The organism is Pseudomonas sp. FR229a, assembly GCF_030209115.1.
In the GTDB taxonomy this organism is placed as follows: Bacteria; Pseudomonadota; Gammaproteobacteria; order Pseudomonadales; family Pseudomonadaceae; genus Aquipseudomonas; species Aquipseudomonas moraviensis_A.
Map to the genome: position 1 here is coordinate 76,897 of NZ_JARVSP010000020.1, position 24,744 is coordinate 101,640.

The 24,744-nt window shown below is 58.3% G+C and carries 17 protein-coding genes; 5 read left to right on the forward strand and 12 right to left on the reverse strand.

What is annotated here, in order from left to right:
* The first annotated feature begins 35 nt into the window (after nucleotides 1-35).
* Together QRN33_RS15265 and QRN33_RS15270 are read left to right on the forward strand one after the other, a co-directional pair.
* Nucleotides 36-1,250 (forward strand): amino acid deaminase, encoded by a 1,215-nt coding sequence (locus QRN33_RS15265; RefSeq protein WP_285409248.1) that lies wholly within the window; start codon nucleotides 36-38, stop codon nucleotides 1,248-1,250.
* Between the two features lie 135 nt (nucleotides 1,251-1,385).
* Nucleotides 1,386-2,309 (forward strand): sugar kinase, encoded by a 924-nt coding sequence (locus QRN33_RS15270; RefSeq protein ID WP_285409249.1) that lies wholly within the window; start codon nucleotides 1,386-1,388, stop codon nucleotides 2,307-2,309.
* Between the two features lie 59 nt (nucleotides 2,310-2,368).
* On the opposite strand, the gene QRN33_RS15275 is transcribed toward QRN33_RS15270, so the two are convergent.
* Together QRN33_RS15275 and QRN33_RS15280 are read right to left on the reverse strand one after the other, a co-directional pair.
* Nucleotides 2,369-2,644 (reverse strand): peptidylprolyl isomerase, encoded by a 276-nt coding sequence (locus QRN33_RS15275; RefSeq protein ID WP_007912322.1) that lies wholly within the window; start codon nucleotides 2,642-2,644, stop codon nucleotides 2,369-2,371.
* A gap of 52 nt (nucleotides 2,645-2,696) precedes the next feature.
* Nucleotides 2,697-5,234 (reverse strand): PAS domain-containing hybrid sensor histidine kinase/response regulator family protein, encoded by a 2,538-nt coding sequence (locus QRN33_RS15280; protein WP_285409250.1) that lies wholly within the window; start codon nucleotides 5,232-5,234, stop codon nucleotides 2,697-2,699.
* 109 nt (nucleotides 5,235-5,343) lie between these two features.
* Between QRN33_RS15280 and QRN33_RS15285 the strand changes: the two genes are divergently transcribed.
* The gene (locus QRN33_RS15285) at nucleotides 5,344-6,453 is read left to right on the forward strand and encodes a PilT/PilU family type 4a pilus ATPase (protein ID WP_285409251.1); all 1,110 of its coding nucleotides are present in this window, start codon (nucleotides 5,344-5,346) and stop codon (nucleotides 6,451-6,453) included.
* Nucleotides 6,454-6,580: 127 nt separating this feature from the next.
* The gene (locus QRN33_RS15290; protein ID WP_285409252.1) at nucleotides 6,581-10,222 is read left to right on the forward strand and encodes a hypothetical protein; all 3,642 of its coding nucleotides are present in this window, start codon (nucleotides 6,581-6,583) and stop codon (nucleotides 10,220-10,222) included.
* A gap of 65 nt (nucleotides 10,223-10,287) precedes the next feature.
* On the opposite strand, the gene QRN33_RS15295 is transcribed toward QRN33_RS15290, so the two are convergent.
* From QRN33_RS15295 to QRN33_RS15340, 10 genes are all read right to left on the reverse strand, one after another.
* A complete protein-coding gene (locus QRN33_RS15295) occupies nucleotides 10,288-12,243 on the reverse strand; it encodes an acetoacetate--CoA ligase (protein ID WP_285409253.1) in 1,956 nt (651 codons plus the stop codon).
* A 150-nt stretch (nucleotides 12,244-12,393) separates the two neighbouring features.
* Nucleotides 12,394-13,167, reverse strand: a complete 774-nt coding sequence (gene hbdH / locus QRN33_RS15300) for a 3-hydroxybutyrate dehydrogenase (protein WP_123418353.1) — start codon at nucleotides 13,165-13,167, stop codon at nucleotides 12,394-12,396.
* A gap of 7 nt (nucleotides 13,168-13,174) precedes the next feature.
* Nucleotides 13,175-14,566, reverse strand: a complete 1,392-nt coding sequence (locus QRN33_RS15305) for a GntP family permease (protein ID WP_065617212.1) — start codon at nucleotides 14,564-14,566, stop codon at nucleotides 13,175-13,177.
* Between the two features lie 283 nt (nucleotides 14,567-14,849).
* On the reverse strand, nucleotides 14,850-16,256 hold the full coding sequence (locus QRN33_RS15310) for a sigma-54 interaction domain-containing protein (RefSeq protein ID WP_042610368.1): 1,407 nt from the start codon (nucleotides 16,254-16,256) through the stop codon (nucleotides 14,850-14,852).
* Between the two features lie 141 nt (nucleotides 16,257-16,397).
* Nucleotides 16,398-17,972, reverse strand: a complete 1,575-nt coding sequence (locus QRN33_RS15315) for an ABC transporter ATP-binding protein (protein ID WP_285409254.1) — start codon at nucleotides 17,970-17,972, stop codon at nucleotides 16,398-16,400.
* Nucleotides 17,973-17,981: 9 nt separating this feature from the next.
* Nucleotides 17,982-19,004, reverse strand: coding sequence for an ABC transporter permease (locus tag QRN33_RS15320; protein ID WP_285409255.1), 1,023 nt, complete (start codon nucleotides 19,002-19,004; stop codon nucleotides 17,982-17,984).
* Nucleotides 19,004-20,065: a microcin C ABC transporter permease YejB gene (locus tag QRN33_RS15325; RefSeq protein WP_065617214.1), complete on the reverse strand. Its 1,062-nt coding sequence runs from the start codon at nucleotides 20,063-20,065 to the stop codon at nucleotides 19,004-19,006. Before QRN33_RS15325 ends, QRN33_RS15320 begins: the two co-directional genes overlap by 1 nt.
* The gene (locus tag QRN33_RS15330; protein WP_065617215.1) at nucleotides 20,065-21,933 is read right to left on the reverse strand and encodes an extracellular solute-binding protein; all 1,869 of its coding nucleotides are present in this window, start codon (nucleotides 21,931-21,933) and stop codon (nucleotides 20,065-20,067) included. Before QRN33_RS15330 ends, QRN33_RS15325 begins: the two co-directional genes overlap by 1 nt.
* A gap of 130 nt (nucleotides 21,934-22,063) precedes the next feature.
* Nucleotides 22,064-22,345: a peptidylprolyl isomerase gene (locus QRN33_RS15335; protein ID WP_042610373.1), complete on the reverse strand. Its 282-nt coding sequence runs from the start codon at nucleotides 22,343-22,345 to the stop codon at nucleotides 22,064-22,066.
* A gap of 95 nt (nucleotides 22,346-22,440) precedes the next feature.
* Complete coding sequence (locus QRN33_RS15340; protein ID WP_285409371.1) at nucleotides 22,441-23,310, reverse strand: esterase/lipase family protein; 870 nt, start codon at nucleotides 23,308-23,310, stop codon at nucleotides 22,441-22,443.
* Between the two features lie 333 nt (nucleotides 23,311-23,643).
* On the opposite strand from QRN33_RS15340, the gene QRN33_RS15345 reads away from it, so the two are divergent.
* A complete protein-coding gene (locus tag QRN33_RS15345) occupies nucleotides 23,644-24,723 on the forward strand; it encodes a hypothetical protein (RefSeq protein WP_285409256.1) in 1,080 nt (359 codons plus the stop codon).
* Nucleotides 24,724-24,744: the final 21 nt, after the last annotated feature.

The following is a 24,744-nucleotide window of genomic DNA, read 5'->3' on the forward strand; positions in this document are numbered from 1 at the left end:
CGGCTGCCTGCGGCCGCGACTGTGAGGATTGGACCATGACCACTGCCATCAACTCTGCCGTAGACAAAGGTGACGCCGCGATTGGCGCGCAACTGACCCGCGACGTCAGCCTGCCCGCGCTGGTGCTGCACCGCGAGGCGCTGGAGCACAACATCCGCTGGATGCAGAAATTTGTCAGCGACAGCGGCGCCGAACTCGCGCCCCACGGCAAAACCAGCATGACCCCGGCGCTGTTCAAGCGGCAGCTCGACGCGGGTGCCTGGGGCATCACTCTCGCCAGCGCCACCCAGACCCGCGCCGCTTACGCCCATGGCGTGCGCCGGGTGTTGATGGCCAATCAACTGGTCGGCACGCCGAACATGGCGTTGATTGCCGATCTGCTCGCTGATCCGACGTTCGATTTCCATTGCATGGTCGATCACCCGGACAACGTCGCCGACCTCGGGGCTTACTTCGCGGCCCGTGGGGTCAGGCTCAACGTGATGATCGAATACGGCGTGGTCGGCGGGCGCTGCGGTTGCCGCAGCGAGCAGGAAGTCATCGAGCTGGCCAAGGCCATCGATGCGCAACCGGCACTGGCCCTGACCGGTATCGAAGGTTATGAGGGCGTGATCCACGGCGATCACGCGGTCAGCGGCATTCGCGAATTTGCCGCGTCGCTGGTACGCCTGGCCGTGCAGCTGCAGGACAGCGGCGCTTTCGCAATCGCCAAACCGATCATCACCGCATCGGGTTCGGCCTGGTATGACCTGATTGCCGAATCCTTCGAAACGCAGAACGCCGCTGGCCGTTTCCTCAGCGTGTTGCGCCCGGGCAGTTACGTGGCGCACGACCATGGCATCTACAAAGAAGCGCAGTGCTGCGTGCTCGAGCGTCGCAGCGATCTGCACGAAGGCCTGCGCCCGGCGCTGGAAGTCTGGGCTCATGTGCAATCGTTGCCGGAGCCGGGTTTTGCGGTGATCGCCCTGGGCAAACGCGACGTCGCATTCGATGCCGGTTTGCCGGTGCCGCTGTTGCGCTACAAGGCCGGCGTGGTGCCGGCGGTGGGGGATGATGTCGGTGCGTGCAAGGTCACGGCGGTGATGGATCAGCATGCATTCATGACCGTGGCACCGGGTGTAGAACTGCGGGTCGGCGACATCATTGCCTTTGGTACTTCGCATCCGTGCCTGACGTTCGACAAATGGCGGGTGGGGTTGCTGGTGGATGAGCAGTTGGCGGTCATCGAGACCATGGAAACTTGCTTCTAAGGCTTGAGATTGCGTTGCGGCGGCTGATCGCGAGCAGGCTCACTCCTACATTTGGAACGCATTTCAATTGTAGGAGTGAGCCTGCTCGCGATAGCACCAGAACAGCCACCACCGAACCCCCAGAGATCCCACCCGATGAAAATCCCCCGCAACACTCCGCGCATCGCCCTGATCGGCGAATGCATGATCGAACTGCAACAACGTGCCGACGGCAGTCTGCAGCAAAGTTTTGGTGGCGATACCCTCAATACCGCGGTGTACCTGTCCCGCGCCATGGGCGACAAGGCGCAGGTCGATTACGTCACTGCGCTGGGCGATGACAGTTTCAGCGACGCCATGTGCCAGATCTGGCGCAGCGAGGGCATCGGCCTGGACAGGGTGCAGCGCTTGCCGGGCCGTTTGCCCGGTTTGTACTGCATCCAGACCGATGCCAACGGCGAGCGGCGATTTCTGTACTGGCGCAACGAAGCGGCGGTACGCGATTGCTTTACCACGCCCGCGGCCGAGCCGATCCTCGCGGCGCTGCCGGACTACGACGTGCTGTATTTCAGCGGCATCACCCTCGCCGTACTCGGCATGCAAGGCCGCGCCCGACTGATCAAGACGTTGAGCGAAGCGCGGCAGCGCGATGCGCGTATCGTGTTCGACAACAACTATCGCCCACGCCTGTGGGTTTCGGTGGAGGAGGCGCGGGCGGCGTATCGCAGCGTCCTGCCTTATGTCGATCTGGCGTTGCTGACCGTGGATGATGAACAGGCGTTGTTCGGGTTTGCCGATGCGCAAGAGGTGTTCGCCGCCTACGCGCAGTTCGGCACACCGGAGGTGGTACTCAAGCGTGGCGCCGAGGCGTGTCTGATTCGTTGCGCGGGGGAGACGTTTGAAGTGCCGGCGCACAAGGTCGACAAGGTAGTCGACACCACGGCGGCGGGGGATTCGTTCAGCGCGGCGTACCTGGCCAGGCGCTTGCTCGGCGGCAGTCCGGCAGAGGCCGCGCAGGCGGGGCATGAATTGGCCAGCCGAGTGATACAGGTGCCCGGAGCGCTGATCCCCCGAACTTGAAATGCAATTCCTGTAGGCGCAGCCTCGTTGCACTCGTCAGCTCCTACAGCGAGCAGCGATCAATCCCGATAAAACACCTGCACCAGGTGATAGCCAAACTTGCTCTTGATCGGCCCATGCACGGTGCGCAACGGTTTCTTGAAGATCACCGCGTCAATCGCGCCGACCATCTGTCCCGGGCGCACTTCACCCAGATCGCCGCCGCGTTTGCCGGACGGGCAGGTCGAGAATTTCTTCGCCAGGACATCGAACGCTTCGCCCTTGGCGATGCGCTGTTTGAGTTGTTCGGCCTCTTCGGCGGTTTTCACCAGAATGTGGCGGGCTTGGGCTTTCATCGTGCAATACCTGATAACGGGGTGACAGCGGGGCGCGCGATTATGCCCCAACTCACGGCCTCGGGTTGCTCAACTTGCGGATCTTGCTTGCCAGCACTTCAAGGACGAAGGGTTTGGCGACCATGTCCATGCCTTCTTCGAGAAAGCCGTGACGCTCGGCAGCAATCTGCGCATAGCCAGTCATGAACAACACTTTCAGACTCGGACGATGCTGGCGAGCGATCTCGGCCAACTGGCGGCCGTTCATGCCGGGCAGCCCGACATCGGTGACCAGCAGATCGACGCGTTGTGCGGATTCGAGCAAGGGCAGGGCGGTCTGGGCGTTCTCCGCTTCGACGGTTTTGTAGCCCAGTTCCTTGAGCAGATCGAGCACCAGCATGCGCACTGCCGGGTCATCCTCGACCACGATCGCGGTCTCGCCGGAGGATGAAGCGGCGATCGGCTCGGCGGTTTCGACCGAGGTGGTTTCGGCTGTCGGCTCCAGCAAACGCGGCAAGTACAGGCGCACGCAAGTGCCTTGCCCCGGCACACTGTCGAGGCTTACATGTCCGCCGGACTGCTGGGCGAAACCGTAAATCATCGACAACCCCAGGCCGGTGCCCTGGCCGATCGGTTTGGTGGTGAAAAACGGATCGAACGCCTTGGCCCGAATCGACGGGGTCATGCCGGTGCCATTGTCACTGACCGCGAGCATCACGTATTCCCCGGCCTTCACCGGCTCGAGGATGGTGATGTCGCTGCTGTCGAGATACACGTTCGCGGTCTGGATAAGCAACGTGCCGCCTTCCGGCATCGCATCGCGGGCGTTGATCACCAGATTGAGCAGAGCATTTTCCAACTGACTGACGTCGGTGCTGACCGGCCATACATCGTCGGGCAGGCGCAGTTGCAGATCGATCGGATCGCCCTTGGTGCGGCGGATCAGGTCTTCCAGCGAATGCACCAGCTCGTTGACGTTCAGTTGCTTGCGATCCAGCGACTGGCGCCGCGAGAACGCCAGCAAACGATGGGTCAGCGCCGCCGCGCGATTGGCCGATGAGACCGCCGCTTCGGTGAAACGGCCGATCTCGTCGGCGCGACCATTGGCGATGTAGCGCTGCATCAGGTCGAGACTGCCGATGATGCCTGTGAGCATGTTATTGAAGTCGTGGGCGATGCCGCCGGTGAGCTGGCCGACAGCCTCCATTTTTTGCGCGTGACGCAAGGCATCTTCCGCGCGCTCGCGTTCGAACATCTCGTTCTGCAGACGCTGATTGGCCTGGGCCAGTTGTTCGGTGCGCGCGCTGACCCGCTCTTCAAGCGTTTCATTGAGATTGCGCAAGGCTTCTTCGGTTTTCTTGCGCTCGGTTTCGTCGATCACAAAGATGTAGAAGCCGTTCACCGCACCGTCCGCGCCATGACGTGGCAGATAGTTCATCAAGGCATGACGGATGCTGCCATCGCGGTGTGGGGTGTAGAAACTGAAAGAGCAGGAGCGTCCGGCCAGCGCTTCGGCAATGTACGGTGCGCGCAGGAAGTAGGCTTCTTCGCCAACCACTTCGCGGATCGTGCGCCCGTACAATTCCTGCGGCGTCAGGCCGTACCAATCGAGGTACGCCGCGTTGTTCAGGCGAAAACGCTCTTCGGCGTCGACATAGCTGATCAGGATCGGCATGGCGTTGATGATCAGTTGCAGCTCGGTCTGGCTCTGACGCAGCGCCTGTTCGGTGTGTTTGCGTTCGGTCAGGTCCAGCGCCGCGCCGAGAAAGCGCATGGGTCGACCGTGATGATCCTTGTAGCAGCGCCCGCGCGCGAAAACCCAGCGCAGCGTGCCGTCGGCTTGCAACAGGCGGTACTCCTCGGCGTACTCGGTGCCGTGGGTGATGCAGTGCTTGATGCCACGCGCGACCATGGCGCGGTCTTCCGGGTGCACGCCGTGCAGGTAGTCGCTGATCGGCAGCTGTGCGGCGGCGGCCGGATCGACACCGTGCAGTTCGGCAAAGTGCGCGTCGGCAATGAAACGGTCTTCGCCAATGTCCCAGTCCCACGTGCCGACGGCATCAGCCGCGGCCAGGGCCAGTTGCAGACGTTCTTCGGACTGACGCTGGGCCTTGAGGCTTTCCTCGGAGCGGCGCTGCAATTCCAGGGCGATGCGTCGGCGTTCGTTGGTTTCGATGGCCGTGATCAGAATTCCCGCCACTTGTGCGCTTTCATCGCGAATCGGGCTGTAGGTCAGATCCAGCCAGAAATCGGTTTTTTTGCCGTCGTGCTGCACCGTGAAACGCTGCTCACTGAAGCTGCGAACCTGTCCCTGCAACACCGCTTGATAAATCGGCTCGGAAAAATCCCGCACTTCCGGCCAGACCTCATGCGTCGGCTGTCCGAACGCTTGCGGATGTTTGCTGCCGGCGAGCAGGGCGAAACCATTGTTGTAGATCTGCGTCAGCTCAGGGCCCCATAACAGCAGCATCGGCATCGGTGAATGAATCACGATATCCACTGCCGTGCGCAGGCTCTGCGGCCAGGTGCCGGCAGCGCCTAGCGGGCTGCGACTCCAGTCGGTGCGGGCAATCAGGGCCTGAGCATCATCGGTGGTGGGTACAGCATTCATGTTTCAATCCTGAGCGTGGTTCGGTGAGACGAGGTCTATCATTGTTGCAGGAGCCGCGCCAAGCGTAGGCCAAATCTGCTCATCCAATGCTTCGCGGGTGCTTTCAGCCATGGAAATCGATGCACTGTTATCAACATTGTCGCAAAATAACGGTTCGGATCTCTTCCTCTCCACCGGCGCACCGCCCAGCGCGCGCGTTGACGGTGTGTTGACGGCATTGAACGATCAGCCATTCAAACCCGGCGAAACCGCGGCAATCGCCACCTCCCTGATGGACGCTGAGCAGCGCCGGGAGTTCGACCGGGATCTGGAAATGAACCTGGCAATCTCCCGAACGGGCGTCGGGCGGTTCCGGGTGAACATTTTCAAGCAGCGCAACGACGTCTCGATCGTCATCCGCAACGTCAAACTCGACATTCCGCGATTCGAAGACTTGAAGCTGCCGCCAGTGTTGCTCGAGACGGTGATGCTCAAACGCGGCCTGATTCTCTTCGTCGGCGCCACCAGTTCAGGCAAGTCGACCTCGCTGGCCGCCCTGATCGACCACCGCAACCGCCACAGTGCCGGGCACATCGTGACCATCGAGGACCCGATCGAATATATCCATCGGCACAAGCGTTCGATCATCAACCAGCGTGAAGTCGGCGTCGACACGCGCAGCTTTCATGCCGCGCTGAAGAACACCCTGCGCCAGGCCCCGGACGTCGTATTGATCGGCGAAATCCGTGATCGCGAAACCATGGAACATGCATTGTCATTCGCCGATACCGGGCATCTGGTGCTGTCGACGTTGCACGCGACCAACGCCAATCAGGCACTCGATCGAATCATCAATATGTTTCCCGAGGAGCGGCGCGAGCAGCTTTTGCAAACCCTGGGCAACAACCTGAAGGCTTGTGTATCGCAAAGACTTGTACGCACGGTTGACGGGCAGAGAAGAGCAGCGGTGGAAGTCATGCTGGGGAATCCGACTATTGAAGATCACATTCGCAGAAATGAGTTGGGTGAGTTGAAAGGCATAATGGAAAAATCCATCGATTTGGGTATGCAGACCTTTGATGGTGCTCTTTACAACCTGGTTCTGGAGGGGGCGATCACTATGGAAGAAGCATTCAAGAATGCAGACTCCATAAATAACATCAGGCTGCGATTAAAACTTTCCGGCGAATCAGCTGATGCGCAGGGGCGTCTTTCTGGCGGCTGGAGTTTGTTGGAGTAAAAAATCGTGTAGTTGCAGTTGTTGTTTTAAGTGTCGAGAAATATCGATTAATAAACCTTCGCTTGAAGGTTTATTGCGTTTGTTTAAGGTTGCGTTCGTTGTTTAATTGTTGAATAAAGGACGCAATATGAGAGTAAGAAGTGTTTTTGAACAAAGCGCTGTGTTGACCGCAGAAGATAATAATTTCTGCTCGGAGGCTGATCAGTTTGAACGGGCAGAGATTGTAAGTCGAATTTCCGGTAGTTATCAGGCCGGTTCGTCTTTACCGGATTTTGAGATGTTAAGTCTGGATTTACAGCCAGGTTCATCCATGCATTATGTGCAAAAACCTTTTAGCGATTTGCTCGCGAAGTGTGTAAATCGTTACGAACCGGGCGCGATTGCAATACTCAAGGGCGATGGGTTGTTAATGGCTGACGGGCTTGAGCAGGTGGCGGCTAGAATCAAGTCCGCGCCCGAAGCTCACGACGATTTTGAAGTGCTCAAAGACGGCCTCAATCTTACCGGAGGTCAAATCTGGTCGAATGGAAAGGCGAGTTACGCACAGTGGTTGCGCTTTCATGGTTTGCATGTCCCTACAGACATTGATCAACTGACGAAGTTGGTGGAATTTTTGACCTTGAGGTGGTCAGCAGCGGATCAGCTTCCCGATTACTGGGAGTGTATCAATGGCGGCGTGATCACATTGACCGCTGAAGAATGTAAAGAAATTCGTGATTTGACGACGGAGTTTTTTTCAGGCTCTTTGCTGGACACCTTGTATGAGCAGATCAAGCCGAAGTTGGCGGATCGCATTTCTTGGGAAAGTGCAGGTGATGTTGTTGCCCAGTTGATAGGCCATCAGTATTCACAGGCTCAGGCCAAGCGCTATATCGAAAGGTTGGCGTGGTGGGGGGCAAACAGTGATGAGGCGCTGGACAGTCAAAGACGGTCATCCGTCCTGTACACTGCGATTATTCTTCAGCTTGATCCATTGATCGGTACCCAGCATAGGAGAAACTGTATTGCTGGTTTCGATATCTATGACCCCGAAACAGCGGCTGATCAATCTTTGAGTGTTGTCCGGGAAAACATTGAGAGTCACCTTGTTGACAGCAAGAAAATTTCTCGCCTGCTTGTGCCACTGGCATCTCACTTACTATTGTCTTCCATCGCCCCGGCGTTGCTGGTTAAAAACATTCCGGCATGGCTTACTGCGGGCTCTATAAGTTGGGTGGTTTTTTCGCAAACGGTTAGCTCTATCGAAATGACAGCCAAAGGCGCATCGCGTCTTGTGACATATGACCAGGTTATGAAATTTGCTGATCTGGAATCGATCAGTAAATCAATTAGCGCTCTGCAGGGTCTGGCTTTGATCGATGCCGCTACGGACTGGGGGTTGATCAATGAGGTGATCACGCCCGAGGACATACAGACAGCTATTGGACAAGCAACGCAACGGGCAATGAATGCCTATCAAAGCCACGTGGAGACTATTGTCAAAGGCACCAAAGCCTTCACTGCTCCCGTGCCAAATCGCAGGCGAATTGCTTTGGCCGCTCTGGAGCCGGCGCTGCCGAATTGCGATTTTCTGGAAGAGCCGATACTTCGCCCGAATACGTTTTCCGATTTGAGGCACTCTATACTCGAGTTGCAAATAGAGGACGAACTTGCTTCCGGCCAGTGGGACTGGAATAAACAACCCCACATCCTTACTCAGTATCCTCTGCTGCAATACTGTACTCCCACCCGAGTCGCCTTTTTGGCAGAGACGCGCGAGTATCACAAAAATATTCATGCCGCCATGGAAACAAACATAAAAATGGCGCTGGCGGGTATGCCACGTCAAGACCGGGATGTATTTGAAAGGAGCAGAATTACATTCTTTACAGTCCGTCGAACCGCCGGGACATTTATTCATGAGCCGGTAGATCACAGACAGACAAGTGCCGACCGGCAGGAAACGAAAGTTGTAGAGATCCAGGCTGATAAAGATCGTGCCCGAGGTCGATTCGCGCTGATCATGATCGCTTCCCATGGCAATAATGAACTTCTATGCTACGAAATGTTTAGCTTGTTGGGTGAGTGTCGTAGAAATGATGCATTGGGGGCTTTGATAAAGAATACCGGCAAAATGAGTATGCCATCCAGGCTCGATTATAAGGGCGGGCTTTACGAAGAACATCCTCCAGTCCCTGAAACGCATAACGTTCCGATCGACATAAGCACCTATATGAACGGTACTCAAGCGAACCCGAATTCAGCAGGTTCGATGATAATCGAGAAGCTCGGCACGATCGCAGCACCAGCCATCGAGTCTGGCAGCAAAAAAAGTTATTATCAGTATTTCATCAGTGCACAGGCGCAGACTATTGCGAAGTTCATAGTCGCCAATCGCCCTATCGGCAGCGTAGATGAGTTGCTGGAGACATTTACTGATCTTACGGAGAAAGAGAAAAAAGCGCGGCAATACGATGAGGCAGTAACGTTTGTAATCGATCTGATTGTGCCGTTCAAAAAATGCATCGAGGACCTGGCGTCCGGAGAAAGAAATAAAGTTGTCGATGGTATCTACGGTTGTTCCATGGACGCTATTGGTGTTTTGTTTACGCTTGTAGGTGCTCCGGTCAAGGTGCTTAATATCGCTACAAAGTCGATATCGCAGACTGCCAAACTTGCTAAATTCCTGAAGTATGGTTTGCAATTGGCGGTCTCGACCTTCAATCCGATTGATGGGTTACCCTCGACGGGTTACAAAATTTCAAAAATATTAATCAGAAATGGATTGAGCTTGGCGCCCAAGGGGTTGAGGCTTCTAGATGCTGCTTCCTCGCAACTGAAAAACTTCACGGGGGGCAGACATTCCACTGATTTGATTCAGGCTGCCAGCCTTCCAGCGCTCGGGCAGGGGAAGTGGCGACCTCGCGGCGGTGCTCTTACTGCGCTGAGTGTCAGTGCATTCAAAAAAAGTAATCATTGGTATGCGCTCACCCGGAGCGGTAAGCCTTGGGGAAAAAAGCTGCCGAACTTCGAATTCAAGTGTTCGTTTACTCTCCCAAGTGTACGACCAGAAAGTCTTACGAAACATATCATCGAACACGGCCTGCGCATTTCTAAGCAGAAGTTGGATTCCGCAATTACTGTATTGACGAACTCCCGGATCAATCTGGACACCGACCTGGCGATCGGTCTGTTTTTGGGGACGACGGACAATAGTCGCGCAAAGATCGAGGCACTACTAAAGACTGTAAGACTCGACTTTGCAGGGGTTTCCGCCAGTAATTTCTTTCTTGATCCGCTGAAGACTGATGATCAGGTCGTCAGTGTCGATGTCAATCAATACAACGAGTGGAAAAAAGCAGAGTTGCATGCTCGGAATCAAGTGCAGTTCATGACGGTTAACAATCAGAATCTCAATATGGGTTTTGAATTCAGCAGATTCAATTATGGAGCAGTTGCCGATGATCTGTTACATGAGATGTGTCGAGCACAGGCCGGAACGGTAGATTACGCTTATGCTCCGGCGGCAATACGAAACAAGACCCAGCACTGTGACGTTAGCCGGTTATTGAATTTCGCTGCAGGGCACATACCTTATATTGGCCCAGCTGCTGGCGATGGTAGCGCTTTGCAAAACGCGGACTCGATTGCAATGCTGGTAGCTTTGCTCAGCCAGAAAGAGTCTGATCCATCAGAATTCAATATGAACATGACACGTCTGAAGGCTGCAGTTAAAAGGAGCGCCGGGCGAAAGATTACCGAGGAAGTCTGGTTGAATCTCAACGATTAAACGTCCAGACCATTCCCGGGCTTTTGCCTTTGGCTCGCGAATGGTCACCTTGACCTTTGCAATATTCACTGCTCAAGCTCCCACCGATCCCGAAACTGCTCCAGCGCTTCGGGATTGGCCAGCGCATCGGTATTTTTTACCGGTCGCCCATGCACCATCTCGCGCACAGCCAGTTCCACGACCTTGCCGCTGATGGTGCGTGGAATGTCTGTCACCGCCACAATTTTCGCCGGTACATGCCTTGGGGAGGTGTTGGCGCGGATCACCTGACGGATGCGCTGCTCCATTGCTTCATCCAGTTCCAGCCCTTCGCGCAACCTGATAAACAGCACAACCCGCACATCATCCTGCCACTGCTGACCGATGGCGACGCTGTCCTGTACTTCGGTGATCTTCTCGACCTGACGATAGATTTCCGCTGTACCGATGCGCACGCCACCCGGATTCAGCACCGCGTCCGAGCGGCCATGGATCATCATTGCGCCATTGGGCAATTGTTCGGCGTAGTCACCCTGCGCCCAGAAGCCGGGAAAGAGACTGAAATAGGACTGGCGCAGTTTTGTGCCGTCAGGATCATTCCACAACCCGATCGGCATCGCCGGAAAATGCCGGGTGCAGACCAGTTCTCCTTTTTCACCGATCACCGGCTGACCAGCGTCGTTCCACACCTCGACGGCCATGCCCAGGCTCTTGCCCATGATTTCTCCGCGGCGGACCGGTGACAGCGGATTGCCGTTGACGAAGCAGGAAACGATGTCCGTGCCACCGGACATCGACGCCAGGCATACGTCGGTTTTGAAGTCGCGATAAACGAAATCATAGCTTTGCGGCGACAGCGCCGAGCCCGTACACAGCAGTGTTTTCAAGCTGCTCAAGTCATGACTTTCACGGGGTCTGGCGCCGCCGCTTTCCAATGTGGCGAGGAACTTGGGACTGGTGCCAAACACGCTGATGCGCTCGTCGTCGATCAGTTCGAGCAGACGCTGAGGGTCCGGGTGGAACGGCGAGCCGTCGTAGAGCACCACGGCGCTGCCCACCGCGAGTGCCGAGACCAGCCAGTTCCACATCATCCAGCCGCAGGTCGTGTAGTAGAACAAGCGATCACCAGGGCCGAGGTCGCAGTGCAAACCATGCTCCTTGACGAGTTGCAGCAGCACGCCGCCGGTGCTGTGGACGATGCATTTCGGCACGCCAGTGGTGCCGCTGGAGTACAGCACGTAGAGCGGATGGTTGAACGGCACCGGGGTGAAATCCGGCTCGCCATCCGGTTCGTAGAAGTCTTGCCACAGAGTGACTTCGGCGTCGGTCTGGTAGTCGTCGATGCGCGCTTGCGGACGGGCGTACGGCACGATGATCAACTGCTGCAGCGACGGCAGTTGCGCCAGGATTTCGTTGAGCTTTGCGGTCTGATCGAGGGTTTTTCCGGCGTATTGATAGCCCGCGCAGGTGAGCAGCAGTTTCGGTTCGATCTGGCCAAAGCGATCGATCACGCCGTGGGTACCAAAGTCTGGTGACGAGCACGACCAGATCGCGCCAAGGCTGGTAGTCGCCAGCATCGCCACCAGTGTTTGCCAGGTGTTGGGCATGCACGCGGCGACGCGATCGCCGTATCCAATGCCCACGGCGCGCAGGCTGGCCTGGAAGCCTGCCACGTGTTCGGCCAGTTCGGCCCAGGTCAGTTGCTCGCGCTGGCCATTTTCCGCAACGGCGACCACCGCTACGGCATCGTCGCGACGGCGCAGCAGGTGTTCGGCGAAGTTCAGCGTCGCGCCGGGAAACCACTCGGCGCTGGGCATCTGCGCACCTTCGTGGAAAACGGCGTCGGGTTGGGTATGGAAGCGGATGTCGAAGAAATCGACGATCGCCTGCCAGAAATCGCCGCGCTGCTCGATGCTCCATTGGTGCAGGGCAGGGTAGTCATCGAGCTGCAGCGAATGCCGCTGATTGATCTCGCGCCGAAACACGTCCATACGCGAACGGGCGATACGCTGCGGGTCGGGTTGCCAGAGGATGTCGGACATGGGTTGCCTCTTCTTATCTGATTCGTACAGGCCACGGAAATCATCTCCTGTGGGAGCGAGCCTGCTCGCGAAAGCGTTGTGTCAGAATCCCGAACTGTGTCTGATCCACCGCTATCGCGAGCAGGCTCACTCCTACAGGAGCGGGCAGGATTATTGCGCCAACCACCCTCCATCAATATTCCACGCCGCCCCGCGCACCTGGCTGCCAGCCTCGCTGCACAAAAACAGTACCAGCTCACCCAGATGCTGCGGCGTAACGAACTCCAGCGAAGGCTGTTTCTCGGCGAGCAGGTCATGCTGCGCCTGCTGCGGATCGACGCCCTTGGCCGCACGATCATCGATCTGCTTCTGCACCAGCGGCGTCAACACCCAGCCCGGACAGATCGCGTTGCAGGTGACATGGCTGGTCGCGGTTTCCAGCCCGACCACTTTGGTCAGGCCGATCACACCATGTTTGGCGGCGACATACGCGGCTTTGCCGGTGGAGCCGACCTGGCCATGCACCGACGCGATATTGATGATCCGTCCCCAGTTTTTCTCGCGCATGCCCGGCAGGCTCAAGCGAGTGCTGTGAAACACCGATGACAGGTTGATCGCGATGATCGAATCCCACCGCTCGACTGGAAATTCTTCCACCGCCGCCACGTGTTGAATACCCGCGTTGTTGACCAGAATGTCGACGCCGCCAAACTCACGCTCGGCGTAAGCGATCATGTCGGCAATCTGCGCCGGGTCGCTGACATCGGCGGGATGATGGCCGACCTTGCCGCCGAACCGGGCGACCTCGGCAATCACCTTCGAGGCGTCGCCGAAACCATTGAGAATCAGGTTGGCGCCGGCCTGCGCCAGGCTCAGCGCGATGCCCAGGCCGATGCCGCTGGTGGAGCCGGTTACCAGCGCTGTCTTGCCGGAAAGAGTGGTCATGAATACCTCACACAATGCCAGTGGCGTAGAAAGTGCCGATCACCACGAAAACCGCCAGGGTCTTGATCAGCGTAATACAGAAAATGTCTTTATAGGCTTCACGGTGGGTCAGCCCGGTCACCGCCAGCAGCGTGATCACCGCGCCGTTGTGCGGCAGGGTGTCCATGCCGCCACTGGCCATTGCGGCCACGCGGTGCAGCACTTCCAGCGGAATATTCGCCGCATGCGCCGCACTGATGAACTGTTCGGACATCGCCGCCAGCGCAATGCTCATGCCGCCCGAGGCCGAACCGGTGATGCCGGCGAGCAGCGTCACGGTGATGGCTTCGTTGACCAGTGGATTGGGGATCTGCTTGAGCCAGTCGGCCAACACCAGAAAGCCGGGCAGTGAGGCGATGACCGCACCAAAGCCGTATTCGGACGCGGTGTTCATCGCCGCCAGCAACGCACCGCTGACCGCGCTTTTGCTGCCTTCGGCAAGCTTGCTGCGAATCGCCTGAAAGCCGAATGCCAATACCATGAGAATGCCGACCAGCAACGCAGCCTGCACCGCCCAGATCGCCGTGAGCTTGGCGATCTCGGTCGTGACTGGCGCGGCCATGCCCGGCAGTGCGAGGCTGTGGGTCTTGCCATACCACTGCGGAATCCACTGGGTGAACAGCAGGTTCATGATCCCGACCGCCAGCAATGGCGACAGCGCGATCCACGGGTTCGGCAGTTGGAGGTCTTCAGCGGTTTCCGGTTCGTTGCGCAGTTCGGTGCCATAGCCTTCACCGGCACGCTGCGCCTTGTTGCGCTGGCGCTGCAAAAACAGCATGCCGGCGCAGAACACGAATATCGTGCCGATCACGCCCAGCCACGGCGCCGCCCATGCGGTGGTATTGAAAAACGTGCTGGGGATGATGTTCTGGATCTGCGGCGTGCCGGGCAGGGCGTCCATGGTGAACGAGAACGCACCGAGCGCGATGGTCGCCGGGATCAAGCGCTTGGGAATATTGCTTTGGCGAAACATCTCGGCGGCGAACGGGTACACCGCAAACACCACGACAAATAACGACACGCCGCCGTAAGTCAGCAGGGCGCAAACCAGCACGATCACCAGCATCGCTTGCCGGGTGCCGAGCAAGCGAATCGCGGCGGCGACAATCGACCGCGAGAAGCCGGACAGTTCGATCAGCTTGCCAAACACTGCGCCGAGCAGGAAAACGGGAAAGTAGAGCTTGATGAAACCGACCATCTTGTCCATGAACACCCCGGTAAACGCGGGCGCGACGGCGGATGGATCGGTGAGCAAAACCGCGCCGAGGGCAGCGATCGGGGCGAAGAGGATAACGCTGTAGCCACGGTAGGCGGCGAGCATCAGCAGCGTCAGCGCTGCCAGGGCAATGATCACACTCATGGTGTGTCTCTCCAGGATTGTTGTTTTTATAGGTGGAACGGGTGGAGAGGCTGTAGCGATTACTGTGCCAAAACCCTAACCAATTGATATCTATGAATATTCTCTACGGCAAGGTCAGCATCTTGAGTAATTTGTCTCTATTTTGAGACCGATAAAAGATCGCAGCCTTCGGCAGCTCCTACACGGAAGGTCGTATTTACCCTGTAGGAGCTGCCGAAGGCTGCGATCTTTTGATCTCGAAAAACCTATCTAAAAAAAGAGATTGCTGTCTCTTTAGTGAGACTCAAACGATTCCCAACGCCAGCATTTTCTTGTACAGCGTCGACCGCCCCAGCCCTAACCGAGCCGCAGCCTCCGGCACTTTCCCCGCGCATTGCGCCAGGGCCGACTCAATCAACTGCCGATCAAAACGCGCTCGCGCCTGGGCGAATGTCTCACCCACGGCTGCTTGTACGCCCGGATCGGCCGTGCGCTCAACCGGGGTGAACGACCCAATCGCCCCGCGAATATCCTGCTCGGTCAGCAGTAAGTCATCACTGAGCAGCGCCGCCCGTTCAAGCACATTGCGCAACTCGCGAATGTTGCCCGGCCACGCATGCTGGCCGAGCAGCGCCAGCGCATCGCGGTGCAATTCATGCTGGCTGCGCAGCTCCTCCAGAATCGCCTCGCTCAGCGCGGGCAGGTCATCAAGCCGTTCACGCAGCGGCGGCACCTGGATTGGCAGGACGTTGAGGCGGTAGTACAAATCGGCGCGAAATTCGCCACGCTTGATCGCCGCCTGCAAATCTGTCGAAGTCGCGGCGATCACCCGCACATCGCTCTGAATCACTTCATTGGAGCCGACCGGTTCGAATTCCTTTTCCTGCAAAACCCGCAGCAGTTTGCTTTGCAGCGGCAGCGGCATATCGCCGATCTCGTCGAGAAACAGCGTGCCGCCCTGAGCGATCTGCAATTTGCCGGTACGGCCCTTGCGATCAGCACCGGTAAACGCGCCCGGTGCCGTGCCGAAGAACTCGGCTTCCAGCAAAGCCTCCGGAATGGCCGCACTGTTGATGCTGACGAAGGCTTTGTGCGCCCGTGGCGAGGCGCTGTGAATGGCTTGCGCAAGCAATTCCTTGCCGGTGCCGGTTTCGCCGAGCAGCAACACCGGCGAATCAGCGCTGGCACTGCGTCGGGCGCGGCGTTTGACTTCGAGGCTGGCAGCGCTGGTGCCGATGAAATGGGCGAAGTTGTATTTGGTCTGCCGCGCGCGCAGCAGCGAGCGGGTCGAGGCCAGTTCTTCCTGCATGCTCAGGTAGCGCTTGAGCATCGGCGACAACGTGCGCAATTCGTCGAACAGGGCAAAACCGATGGCGCCGATCACACTGCCGGCGTCGTCATGGATGGGCAGGCGCATCACCACCAGCGGTTCCTTCGGTGTGTCCTGCATGTCCAGCAGAATGGGGCGACCGGTGCGCACCACTTCGCGCAGCAGGCTGCCGGGGATCACGCTTTCGCAGGGTTTGCCGATGGCGCCTGCCGCAGATTCAAGACCAAAGCGCCGCGCGTAGCGCTCGTTCATCCAGACGATGTTCGCATCGCGATCGACAATCACCGTGCCTTCACTGGACTGCTCGATGATCTCGAACAGCGAACGGATCGCCAGAGTGCGAACCCGTTGATAGTCCTTGAGGCTTTCGGTGGTGTTCATCTGCAAGGTCCTGAAAATATTTCGCCTGTTGAGGCTTCATCGCGAGCAGGCTCACTCCTACAGGGGGAACGCATTCCAATTGTAGGAGTGAGCCTGCTTGCGATAGCCATGACTCGGTTCCGAGTCGGGCTGCGATTATGCCTACCCCGGATGCGCCGCCGCCAACAGCTCTTTGGTGTACGGATGCTGGGGATTGTCGAATACCTCATGACTGGCGCCACGCTCGACCACTTTGCCGTCCTTGATCACAATCATGTCGTGGGCCAGCGCGCGCACTACCGCAAGATCGTGGCTGATGAACAGATAAGTCAAACCGTGTTTTTCCTGCAGGTCACGGAGCAGGGCGACCACTTGTTTCTGCACCGTGCGATCGAGTGCCGAAGTCGGCTCATCGAGCAGGATCAGCGCCGGTTTCAGCACCAGCGCCCGGGCGATGGCGATGCGCTGACGCTGGCCGCCGGAGAATTCATGCGGGTAGCGATGGCGGCTTTCCGGGTCGAGGCCGACTTCCCTGAGCACGCGAATCACTTGCTCGTCGCATTCGTTAGCCGTCGATTCGCAATGCACTTCCAGACCTTCGCTGATGATCTGCGCCACCGACATGCGCGGGCTGAGGCTGCCAAACGGGTCCTGAAACACCACCTGCATTTGCCGCCGCCACGGTCGCAGTTGCTTCTGATTGAGGCCGTCGAGCGCTGCGCCCTGAAAGCGAATGCTGCCCTCGGAGTCGAGCAAACGCAGGATCGCCTGACCCAGCGTCGACTTGCCCGAACCAGATTCGCCAACGATGCCCAGGGTCTTGCCGCGCTGAATGTTCAAACTGATGCCGTCAACTGCGCGCAAATATTGCTTGCGCTGGAACAGTCCGCCAGCGACCTGAAAATCGACGCGCAGGTCTGCCACTTCCAGCACGTTTTCACGCTCGTCACGGGGCAGGGCTTCACCTTCGGGCTCCGCGTTCAACAGCACGCAGCTGTAAGGGTGTCTCGGCTCGGTGAACAGGGTTTCGCAGGGCGCCTGCTCGACAATCTCGCCGGCCTTCATCACACAGACGCGCTGAGCAATGCTGCGTACCAGATTGAGATCGTGGCTGATCAGCAGCAGCGACATGCCCAAGCGCTGTTGCAGGGATTTGAGCAGCAAGAGAATCTTGCGCTGCACGGTGACGTCCAGTGCCGTGGTCGGTTCGTCAGCAATCAGCAACTCCGGTTCGCAGGCTAGCGCCATGGCGATCATCACCCTCTGCCGTTGCCCGCCAGAGAGTTGATGCGGATAGGCCTTCAGCCGTTCCCGGGGCTTCTGGATGCCGACCAGTCCGAGCAGTTCGAGAATGCGCTGCTGCGCTTGCTTGCCGCCCAGGCCACGGTGCAGCAGCAGGGTTTCGCCGATCTGCTTTTCGATGGTGTGCAAGGGATTGAGCGAGGTCATCGGCTCCTGAAAGATCATGGCGATGCGATTGCCGCGCAGTTCTCGCAAGACTTTCGGATCGGCGCCCAGCAGCTCCTGCCCTCGATAGCGGATGCTGCCACGGGATTGCGCCTCAGTGTCGGGCAGCAGTTGCAGGATCGAATGCGCCGTCACCGATTTCCCCGAACCCGATTCGCCGACGAGTGCCAGGCATTCACCGGGGCGGATATCCACGCACAGGTCACGCACCACCGTCTGGCCATGGAAGGCGACATTGAGGTTGCGGATTTCAATCAGGTTGTCAGTCATGGTCACGCTTCAGGATCGAGGGTCAAAAGCGTCACGCAACGCTTCGCCGATGAATACCAGTAATGAAAGGATCAGCGCCAGGGTGAAGAACGCGGTCAAGCCAAGCCATGGCGCTTGCAGGTTCTGCTTGCCCTGACCGATCAGCTCGCCCAGCGAAGCACTGCCGGCCGGCATGCCGAAGCCGAGGAAATCCAGCGCGGTCAGCGTCGAGATGGCCCCGGTCAGAATGAACGGCAGGTAGCTCAGCGTGGCGTTCATCGCGTTGGGCAGGATGTGCCGGAAGATCACCTTGCGGTCAGTCAGACCCAGGGCGCGCGCGGCTTTGACGTATTCCAGATTGCGCCCGCGCAGGAACTCGGCGCGCACTACGTCCACCAGGGCCAGCCAGGAAAACAGCGCCATGATCCCCAGCAGCCACCAGAAATTCGGCTCGACGAAACCGGAAAGAATGATCAGCAGATACAGCACTGGCAGTCCCGACCAGACTTCAAGTACGCGCTGCCCGAGCAGATCGACCCAGCCACCGTAATAGCCCTGCAACGCGCCGGCAGCGATGCCGATCAGCGCACTGACGAAGGTCAGCATCAACGCAAACAGGATCGACACCCGAGCGCCAAAAATGACCCGCGCCAGCACATCGCGGGCCTGATCGTCGGTGCCCAGCCAGTTGACCAACGTTGGTGGGCTTGGCGCCGGTTTGTTCAAGTCGTAGTTGGGCGTGTCGTCGCTGAACGGAATCGGCGGGAACAATAACCAGCCGCCCTCCTTGCGGATCAGGTTCTGCACGTACTCGCTGCGATAATCAGCCTGGAAGGGCAGTTGCCCGCCGAATTCCTGCTCGGTGTGGCGCTTGAGCACCGGGAAGTACCACTGTCCCTGATAACTGACCATCAACGGCTTGTCGTTGGCGATCAATTCGCCGCCCAGCGTCAGCATGAACAGGCCGATGAACAACCACAGCGACCACCAGCCGCGACGGTTTTTCTTGAAACGTTCGAAACGGCGGCGCCCCAAAGGCGAGAGCGTGAGCATCAGGCGTTCCTCGCGGCGAAGTCGATACGCGGGTCGACCAGGGTGTAGCACAGGTCGCCGAGCAGTTTTATCAGCAGACCGAACAGGGTGAAGATGAACAGCGAGCCGAACACCACCGGATAGTCCCGTGAAACCGCCGCTTCGTAGCTCATGCGCCCAAGGCCGTCGAGGGAGAAGATCACTTCGATCAGCAGGGAGCCGGCGAAGAATACGCTGATGAACGCCTGAGGAATCCCGGACACCACCAGCAGCATGGCGTTGCGGAACACATGTCCGTACAGCACACGGCGTTCGCTCAAGCCCTTGGCCCGGGCGGTGACCACGTACTGCCGGGTGATCTCATTGAGGAACGAGTTTTTCGTCAGGATGGTCAGGGTGGCGAACCCGCCGATCACCAGCGCGGTGACCGGCAACACCAGATGCCAGAAGTAATCGGCGATCTTGCCCAGCGTCGACAGCGATTCGAAGTTGTCCGAAACCAGTCCGCGCACCGGAAACCAGTTCAGCGAAGTGCCGCCGGCAAATACCACGATCAGGAACATCGCGAACAGAAACGCTGGCATCGCATAGCCAATGATGATCGCTGTGCTGCTCCAGATATCGAAATGGCTGCCGTGGTGCACGGCCTTGCGGATGCCCAGCGGGATCGACACCAGATAGGTGATCAGCGTCGCCCATAAACCCAATGAGATGGTGACCGGCATTTTTTCCAGAATCAGGTCGGTGACCGTCGCGCCGCGAAAGAAGCTCTTGCCGAAATCCAGCTGCGCATAGTTTTTCAGCATCAGCCACAGGCGTTCGTGGGCAGGCTTGTCGAAGCCGTACTGTTTTTCGATGTCCTTGATCAGTTGCGGATCCAGGCCACGGCTGGCGCGCGAAGCGTTGCTCGATGTCTCGCTGGCTCCGCCGCCGACACTGGCACCGCCGATGCCTTGCAGATGGGCGATGGCTTGTTCCACCGGTCCGCCGGGCGCGGCCTGAATGATCACGAAATTGACCAGCAGGATGATCACCAGCGTCGGAATGATCAGCAGCAGGCGCCGCAGTATGTAACCCCACATCAGTGCGGCCCTCCGGGTCTGCTGCGACTGATTTTCTCAGCGGTCATTTGTTGATTGGTCAGCGGTGTCCGACTGATTTCCCACCAGCTCTCGATGGCTTCGTCATTGCTGGCCTGCACTGTCGGAATGCCGAAGCGGTTCCACCAGACGGTCGAGGTGCCTGGCGGGTAATAGTTGGGAATCCAGTAGTAATTCCATTGCAGCACCCGGTCCAGTGCATGGGCGTAATGCAGCATGTCCGATTGGGTCGAGGCGCGGATCAGGCCGTTGATCAAGGTGTCAACCGCCGGGTTTTTCAGCACCATGTAATTGTTCGCGCCCGGATCGTTGGCTGCCGCCGAACCGAAATAGTTGAGCAGCTCGCCGCCGGGGGAGGTGGTGACGGGATAGCCGGTAACGATCATGTCGTAGTCGCGGCTCATCAGGCGGTTGACGTACTGCGAGGCATCGATGCGGCGGATATTGAGTTCGATGCCGATCTGTTTCAGGGTGCGCTTGTAGGGCAGCAGCAGGCGATCCATTCCGTTCTGGCTGACCAGAAAGGTGAAGCTCAACGGCTCGCCGGCGCTGTTCACCAGTTGGTCGCCGTCCGGTTTCCAGCCGGCCTGCTCGAGCAGATCGAGCGCTTGCAGTTGCTTGTCGCGGATGATGCCGCTGCCATCGGTCTTCGGTGCTTCGAAGACTTTGCTGAAAACTTCCTCAGGTACCTGGCCGCGCAGCGGTTCAAGGATTTTCAATTCCTGCGCATCGGGCAACTGCCGGGCGGCGAGATCGGTATTGGAAAAGTAGCTCTGCTGGCGGATATAGACGTTGCGCATCATCTGCCGGTTGCTCCATTCGAAATCCCAGAGCATCGCCAGTGCCTGGCGCACACGACGGTCCTGGAACATCGGTTTTTGCAGATTGAACACGAAGCCCTGAGCCGACTGCGGCGCTTCGGTGGCGAGGTGGGCTTTCTGCAAACGGCCATCGCTGAGAGCTGGGCTGTCGTAGCCGATCGAGTAGCCGGTCGCGGAAAATTCGCGGTTGTAGTCATAGGCGCCGCCACGCAGCACCTGACGGGCGACGTCGGTGTCGCCGAAGTACTCGATGCTGAAATGGTCGAAGTTGTACAGGCCGCGACTGACCGGCAGGTCCTTGCCCCACCAGTCGCCATTGCGTTCGAAGGTAATGCTGCGCCCGGAATCGACTTTGCCGACCCGGTACGGTCCGCTGCCCAGTGGCGGTTCATAGCCACCGCCGCCAGCGAAATCGCGACTCTTCCACCAATGTTCGGGGAACACCGGCAGGGTCGCGATATCCAGCGGCAGGGTGCGGTTTTCGTTGCTTTTGAAGTCGAAGCGCACGGTCAGCGGCGCTTCGATTTCGACGTCCTTGACGTCGGCGAACTGGGTGCGATAACGCAGGCTGCCCTGGGTCATCAGCAGGTTGTAGGTATAGCGAACGTCTTCGGCGGTGATCGGTTTGCCATCGGCAAAGCGCGCCTTGGGATTGATAAAGAAACGCAGCGACAGCCCGTCGTCCGAACGCTCCATTTTCTCCGCGACCAGACCATAGACGGTGTAAGGCTCATCGAGCGAGCGTTGCGCCAATGGAGAATAAAGGAGCCCGTCGATCTGTGTGACACCGATGCCTTTGTCTATATAAGGCAGCAAATGGTCGAAGTGACCGATTTCGATCGCCGAGCGACGCATCGTCCCGCCCTTCGGCGCTTGCGGATTGGTGTAGTCGAAATGGCTGAAGCCGTCGGGGTATTTGGCCGGTTCACCGTAAACGGTCAACGCGTGTTGCGGCGCAGCGTTGACACCGGCGGCACCCGTGAGCAGGGCGAGGGCGGTGAACAGCAGTGTGGGAAAAACCAGTCGCATCGTCAGCCTTGGAACGGAAAATCGATAAGCGCAAGTTGTACGCGAGCCGCGCGTCACTCGCCAGCCGTATATGTAACTGAAACACAACGGCCCACCAGAAGGCGGGCCGTTATCGCAATCGGACGACGAATCAGTCCTGACGGCTGGTGACTTCCAGCAGGTGGTAACCGAACTGGGTCTTCACCGGGCCTTGCACGACATTGATTGGCGCGCTGAACACCACGGTGTCGAATTCCTTGACCATCTGGCCAGGACCGAAAGAACCCAGATCACCGCCCTGGCGGCTGGACGGGCAGGTGGAGTTGGTCTTGGCGACTTCGGCGAAATCAGCGCCGGCTTCGATCTGAGCCTTGAGTTCGTTGCACTTGTCTTCGCTGGAAACCAGGATGTGGCGGGCAGTGGCTTTAGCCATGGGGAATTCTCCGAACTGTTTCAATAAAAGGTGGAGCCTACCGGAATCAGTGGGCGAATTCTCGGCAAAGTTCCATTCTCGATGGCAGATCCGATTCAGAGATCCGCCGCTCGCAGGCGCCGTGCATGTTCGACATACAGGTCAATTGGATCGGGTGATGGCCCATTTACGCCAGTGCTACGCCGCAGGCTGGCCAGATGATCCATTGGATAATCAGAGCGGATCACTTGCCCCAGATGGGTACTGAAGCGTCCGACGAAACCGTCGTTCTGCTGGGGTTCGGTGGTGAAGTATTGCGACAGGCGCCGGCATATGTCTTGAACCGGATCCAGCGCTGGCAGCGTCGATTGGGGGACAACCCCGCTCCACGAGTAATAGCGCACGCCATTGACCTGCCCGGGGCCGTGGCCACCCCAGGTTTGCGGCAGTCCCTGCGGAAACCTGTCATTGAATTGACCGACGCCGACCGTGGTCAGTGCGTTGAGCGCGGCCAATGCATTCTGCGGCAGTGCCACATTACCGCTGAGTAGCGACAACAAATCGGCAAACTGCGTCGCCACGTTTTGTGCGACGGCCTCCGGCAGCTTGCCCGGGATCAGCGCATTGCGCAGGAAGTCGGCGAGCTCCGAGCCCTGGTTCGGACCACTGACGGAGGTGACTGACGCGACGACGTTTGGTGCAAGCGCCGCCGCGTAGCGTGCAGCGAGTGCGCCTTGGCTGTGTCCGATCAGGTTGACTTTCTTCGCGCCTGTGCCTCGCAGCACACAGGCAATCTGTGACAGCAATTGCTCACCCCTCATTTCGTTGTTGTGAGTCGCCGAAAGGTGTGGAACAAACAATCGGCAGCCGGCCGATTTCAGCGCGGACTTGACGTCATGGAACAGCTCGAAATGACCGATACGCTCGAACCCGAACAGACCGTGGACCAACAGGATGGGATAACGAGTTGTAGCATTCCGTTGCATGTTCTTACCTTTTTCGTAGAAGTTCATCGGGAAATCACCGGGCCACTCTAAAACACTCATCTCGTTGAAGAAGTACGAAGAGGCTTCACGTTGCGTTTGAAAATGGAATAGGGGGCGTACGAAATTTCGGATACCTGTGAAATCCGAATCGGAAGTTCATTGGGTCGTTTGTCGGCATAAGAGCCCGAAGCCCCCACTTGCCTACTTTGCGAGTAGCGATTACGCCGGCTTCGCGACGTATGCGGCTGACAGCCAGGACAGTCAAAGAAGTCCTCAATGTAGGTGTCGGTGTCGTCATCCAGGGCGGCACGTTATCCATGGAGTGGAGACGAAATGAATCACCATGAAATCGAGTTTTGCTGGCGCATGCATCAGCCGGTCGCGGCTCAAGTGTCTGCCGAACCGCTGTACGCGCCGACGATCGACGGTCTGGAGGGCAGCGTCCTCGACCCTTCGCTAACCAGGATCGTCGTACGGATCGCGCCCTACGCCAACATGACCTGTGGCGATCAGTTGGTGCTGTACTGGGAGGGGCTGGATATCGAAGGTTTTGCCTATCAATACGAGAGGATCCGGTTTATCAGCCAGGCCCAGGTGGGCAAAGACGTCATCTTCGTCATCAAGGGCATGCATGTGGCCGCGCTGGACGGAGGTTCGCTGCAGGTCTACTGGGCACTGCAAAGTCCGCGCGTACCCGGCCCCGTGGAGTCTGCTCGCTTGCAATTGTCTGTGGGGGATGTCCGTCCGCAGCTGTTGGCGCCGCAGATAGAGGGCTCGGTCAACGGGGCGCTGGAGCCGTTGCGCGTTGCCGAAGGCACGCTGGTGACGCTGCAACCTTACGCGCGAATGTCCGTGGGCGACCGGGTGATGTTGTCCTGGCACGGAGATACCTCGCCCGAGATTTTCACCGATGCATTGAAGGTGGAGGCCTATGCGGTTGCCCAAAGTCTTTCATTCTGGGTGCCGGGCAGCTACATCGAAGCCCATCGCGGTGGCGAGGTGGTTGTCGGTTACCGTGTCGAACAACCCTGCGCAACCATTCGAACGTCAGAGCCCGCCACGGTTTTCATCGGGCCTGCGGCGCGTGCGCAACTGGTTGCGCCGGATGTTGTCGGCGCGATTGAAGACGTGTTGTCAGTGAAGGATTCGGTAGACGGGGTTGCCATTCTCATTGAGGACGCGCAAGTGCAGGAGGATGAGTTGGTCTATCTCAAGCTTGACGGCGAATTTTTCGGTCACCGGGATGACCTTGAAATCACTCCGGAGATGGCCGGGCGACCGCTGAGTTTCACCGTCCCTCACCGCTTCTGGCGTGAACATCACGGCACAACAGTCGAAATTGGCTACACGGTTGAACGCCTGGATGACGTCAGTCAGCAATCCGCGGTGAGACGGATCAATGTAGTGGCATAGCCTGCGAACTGCAGCCCTCCA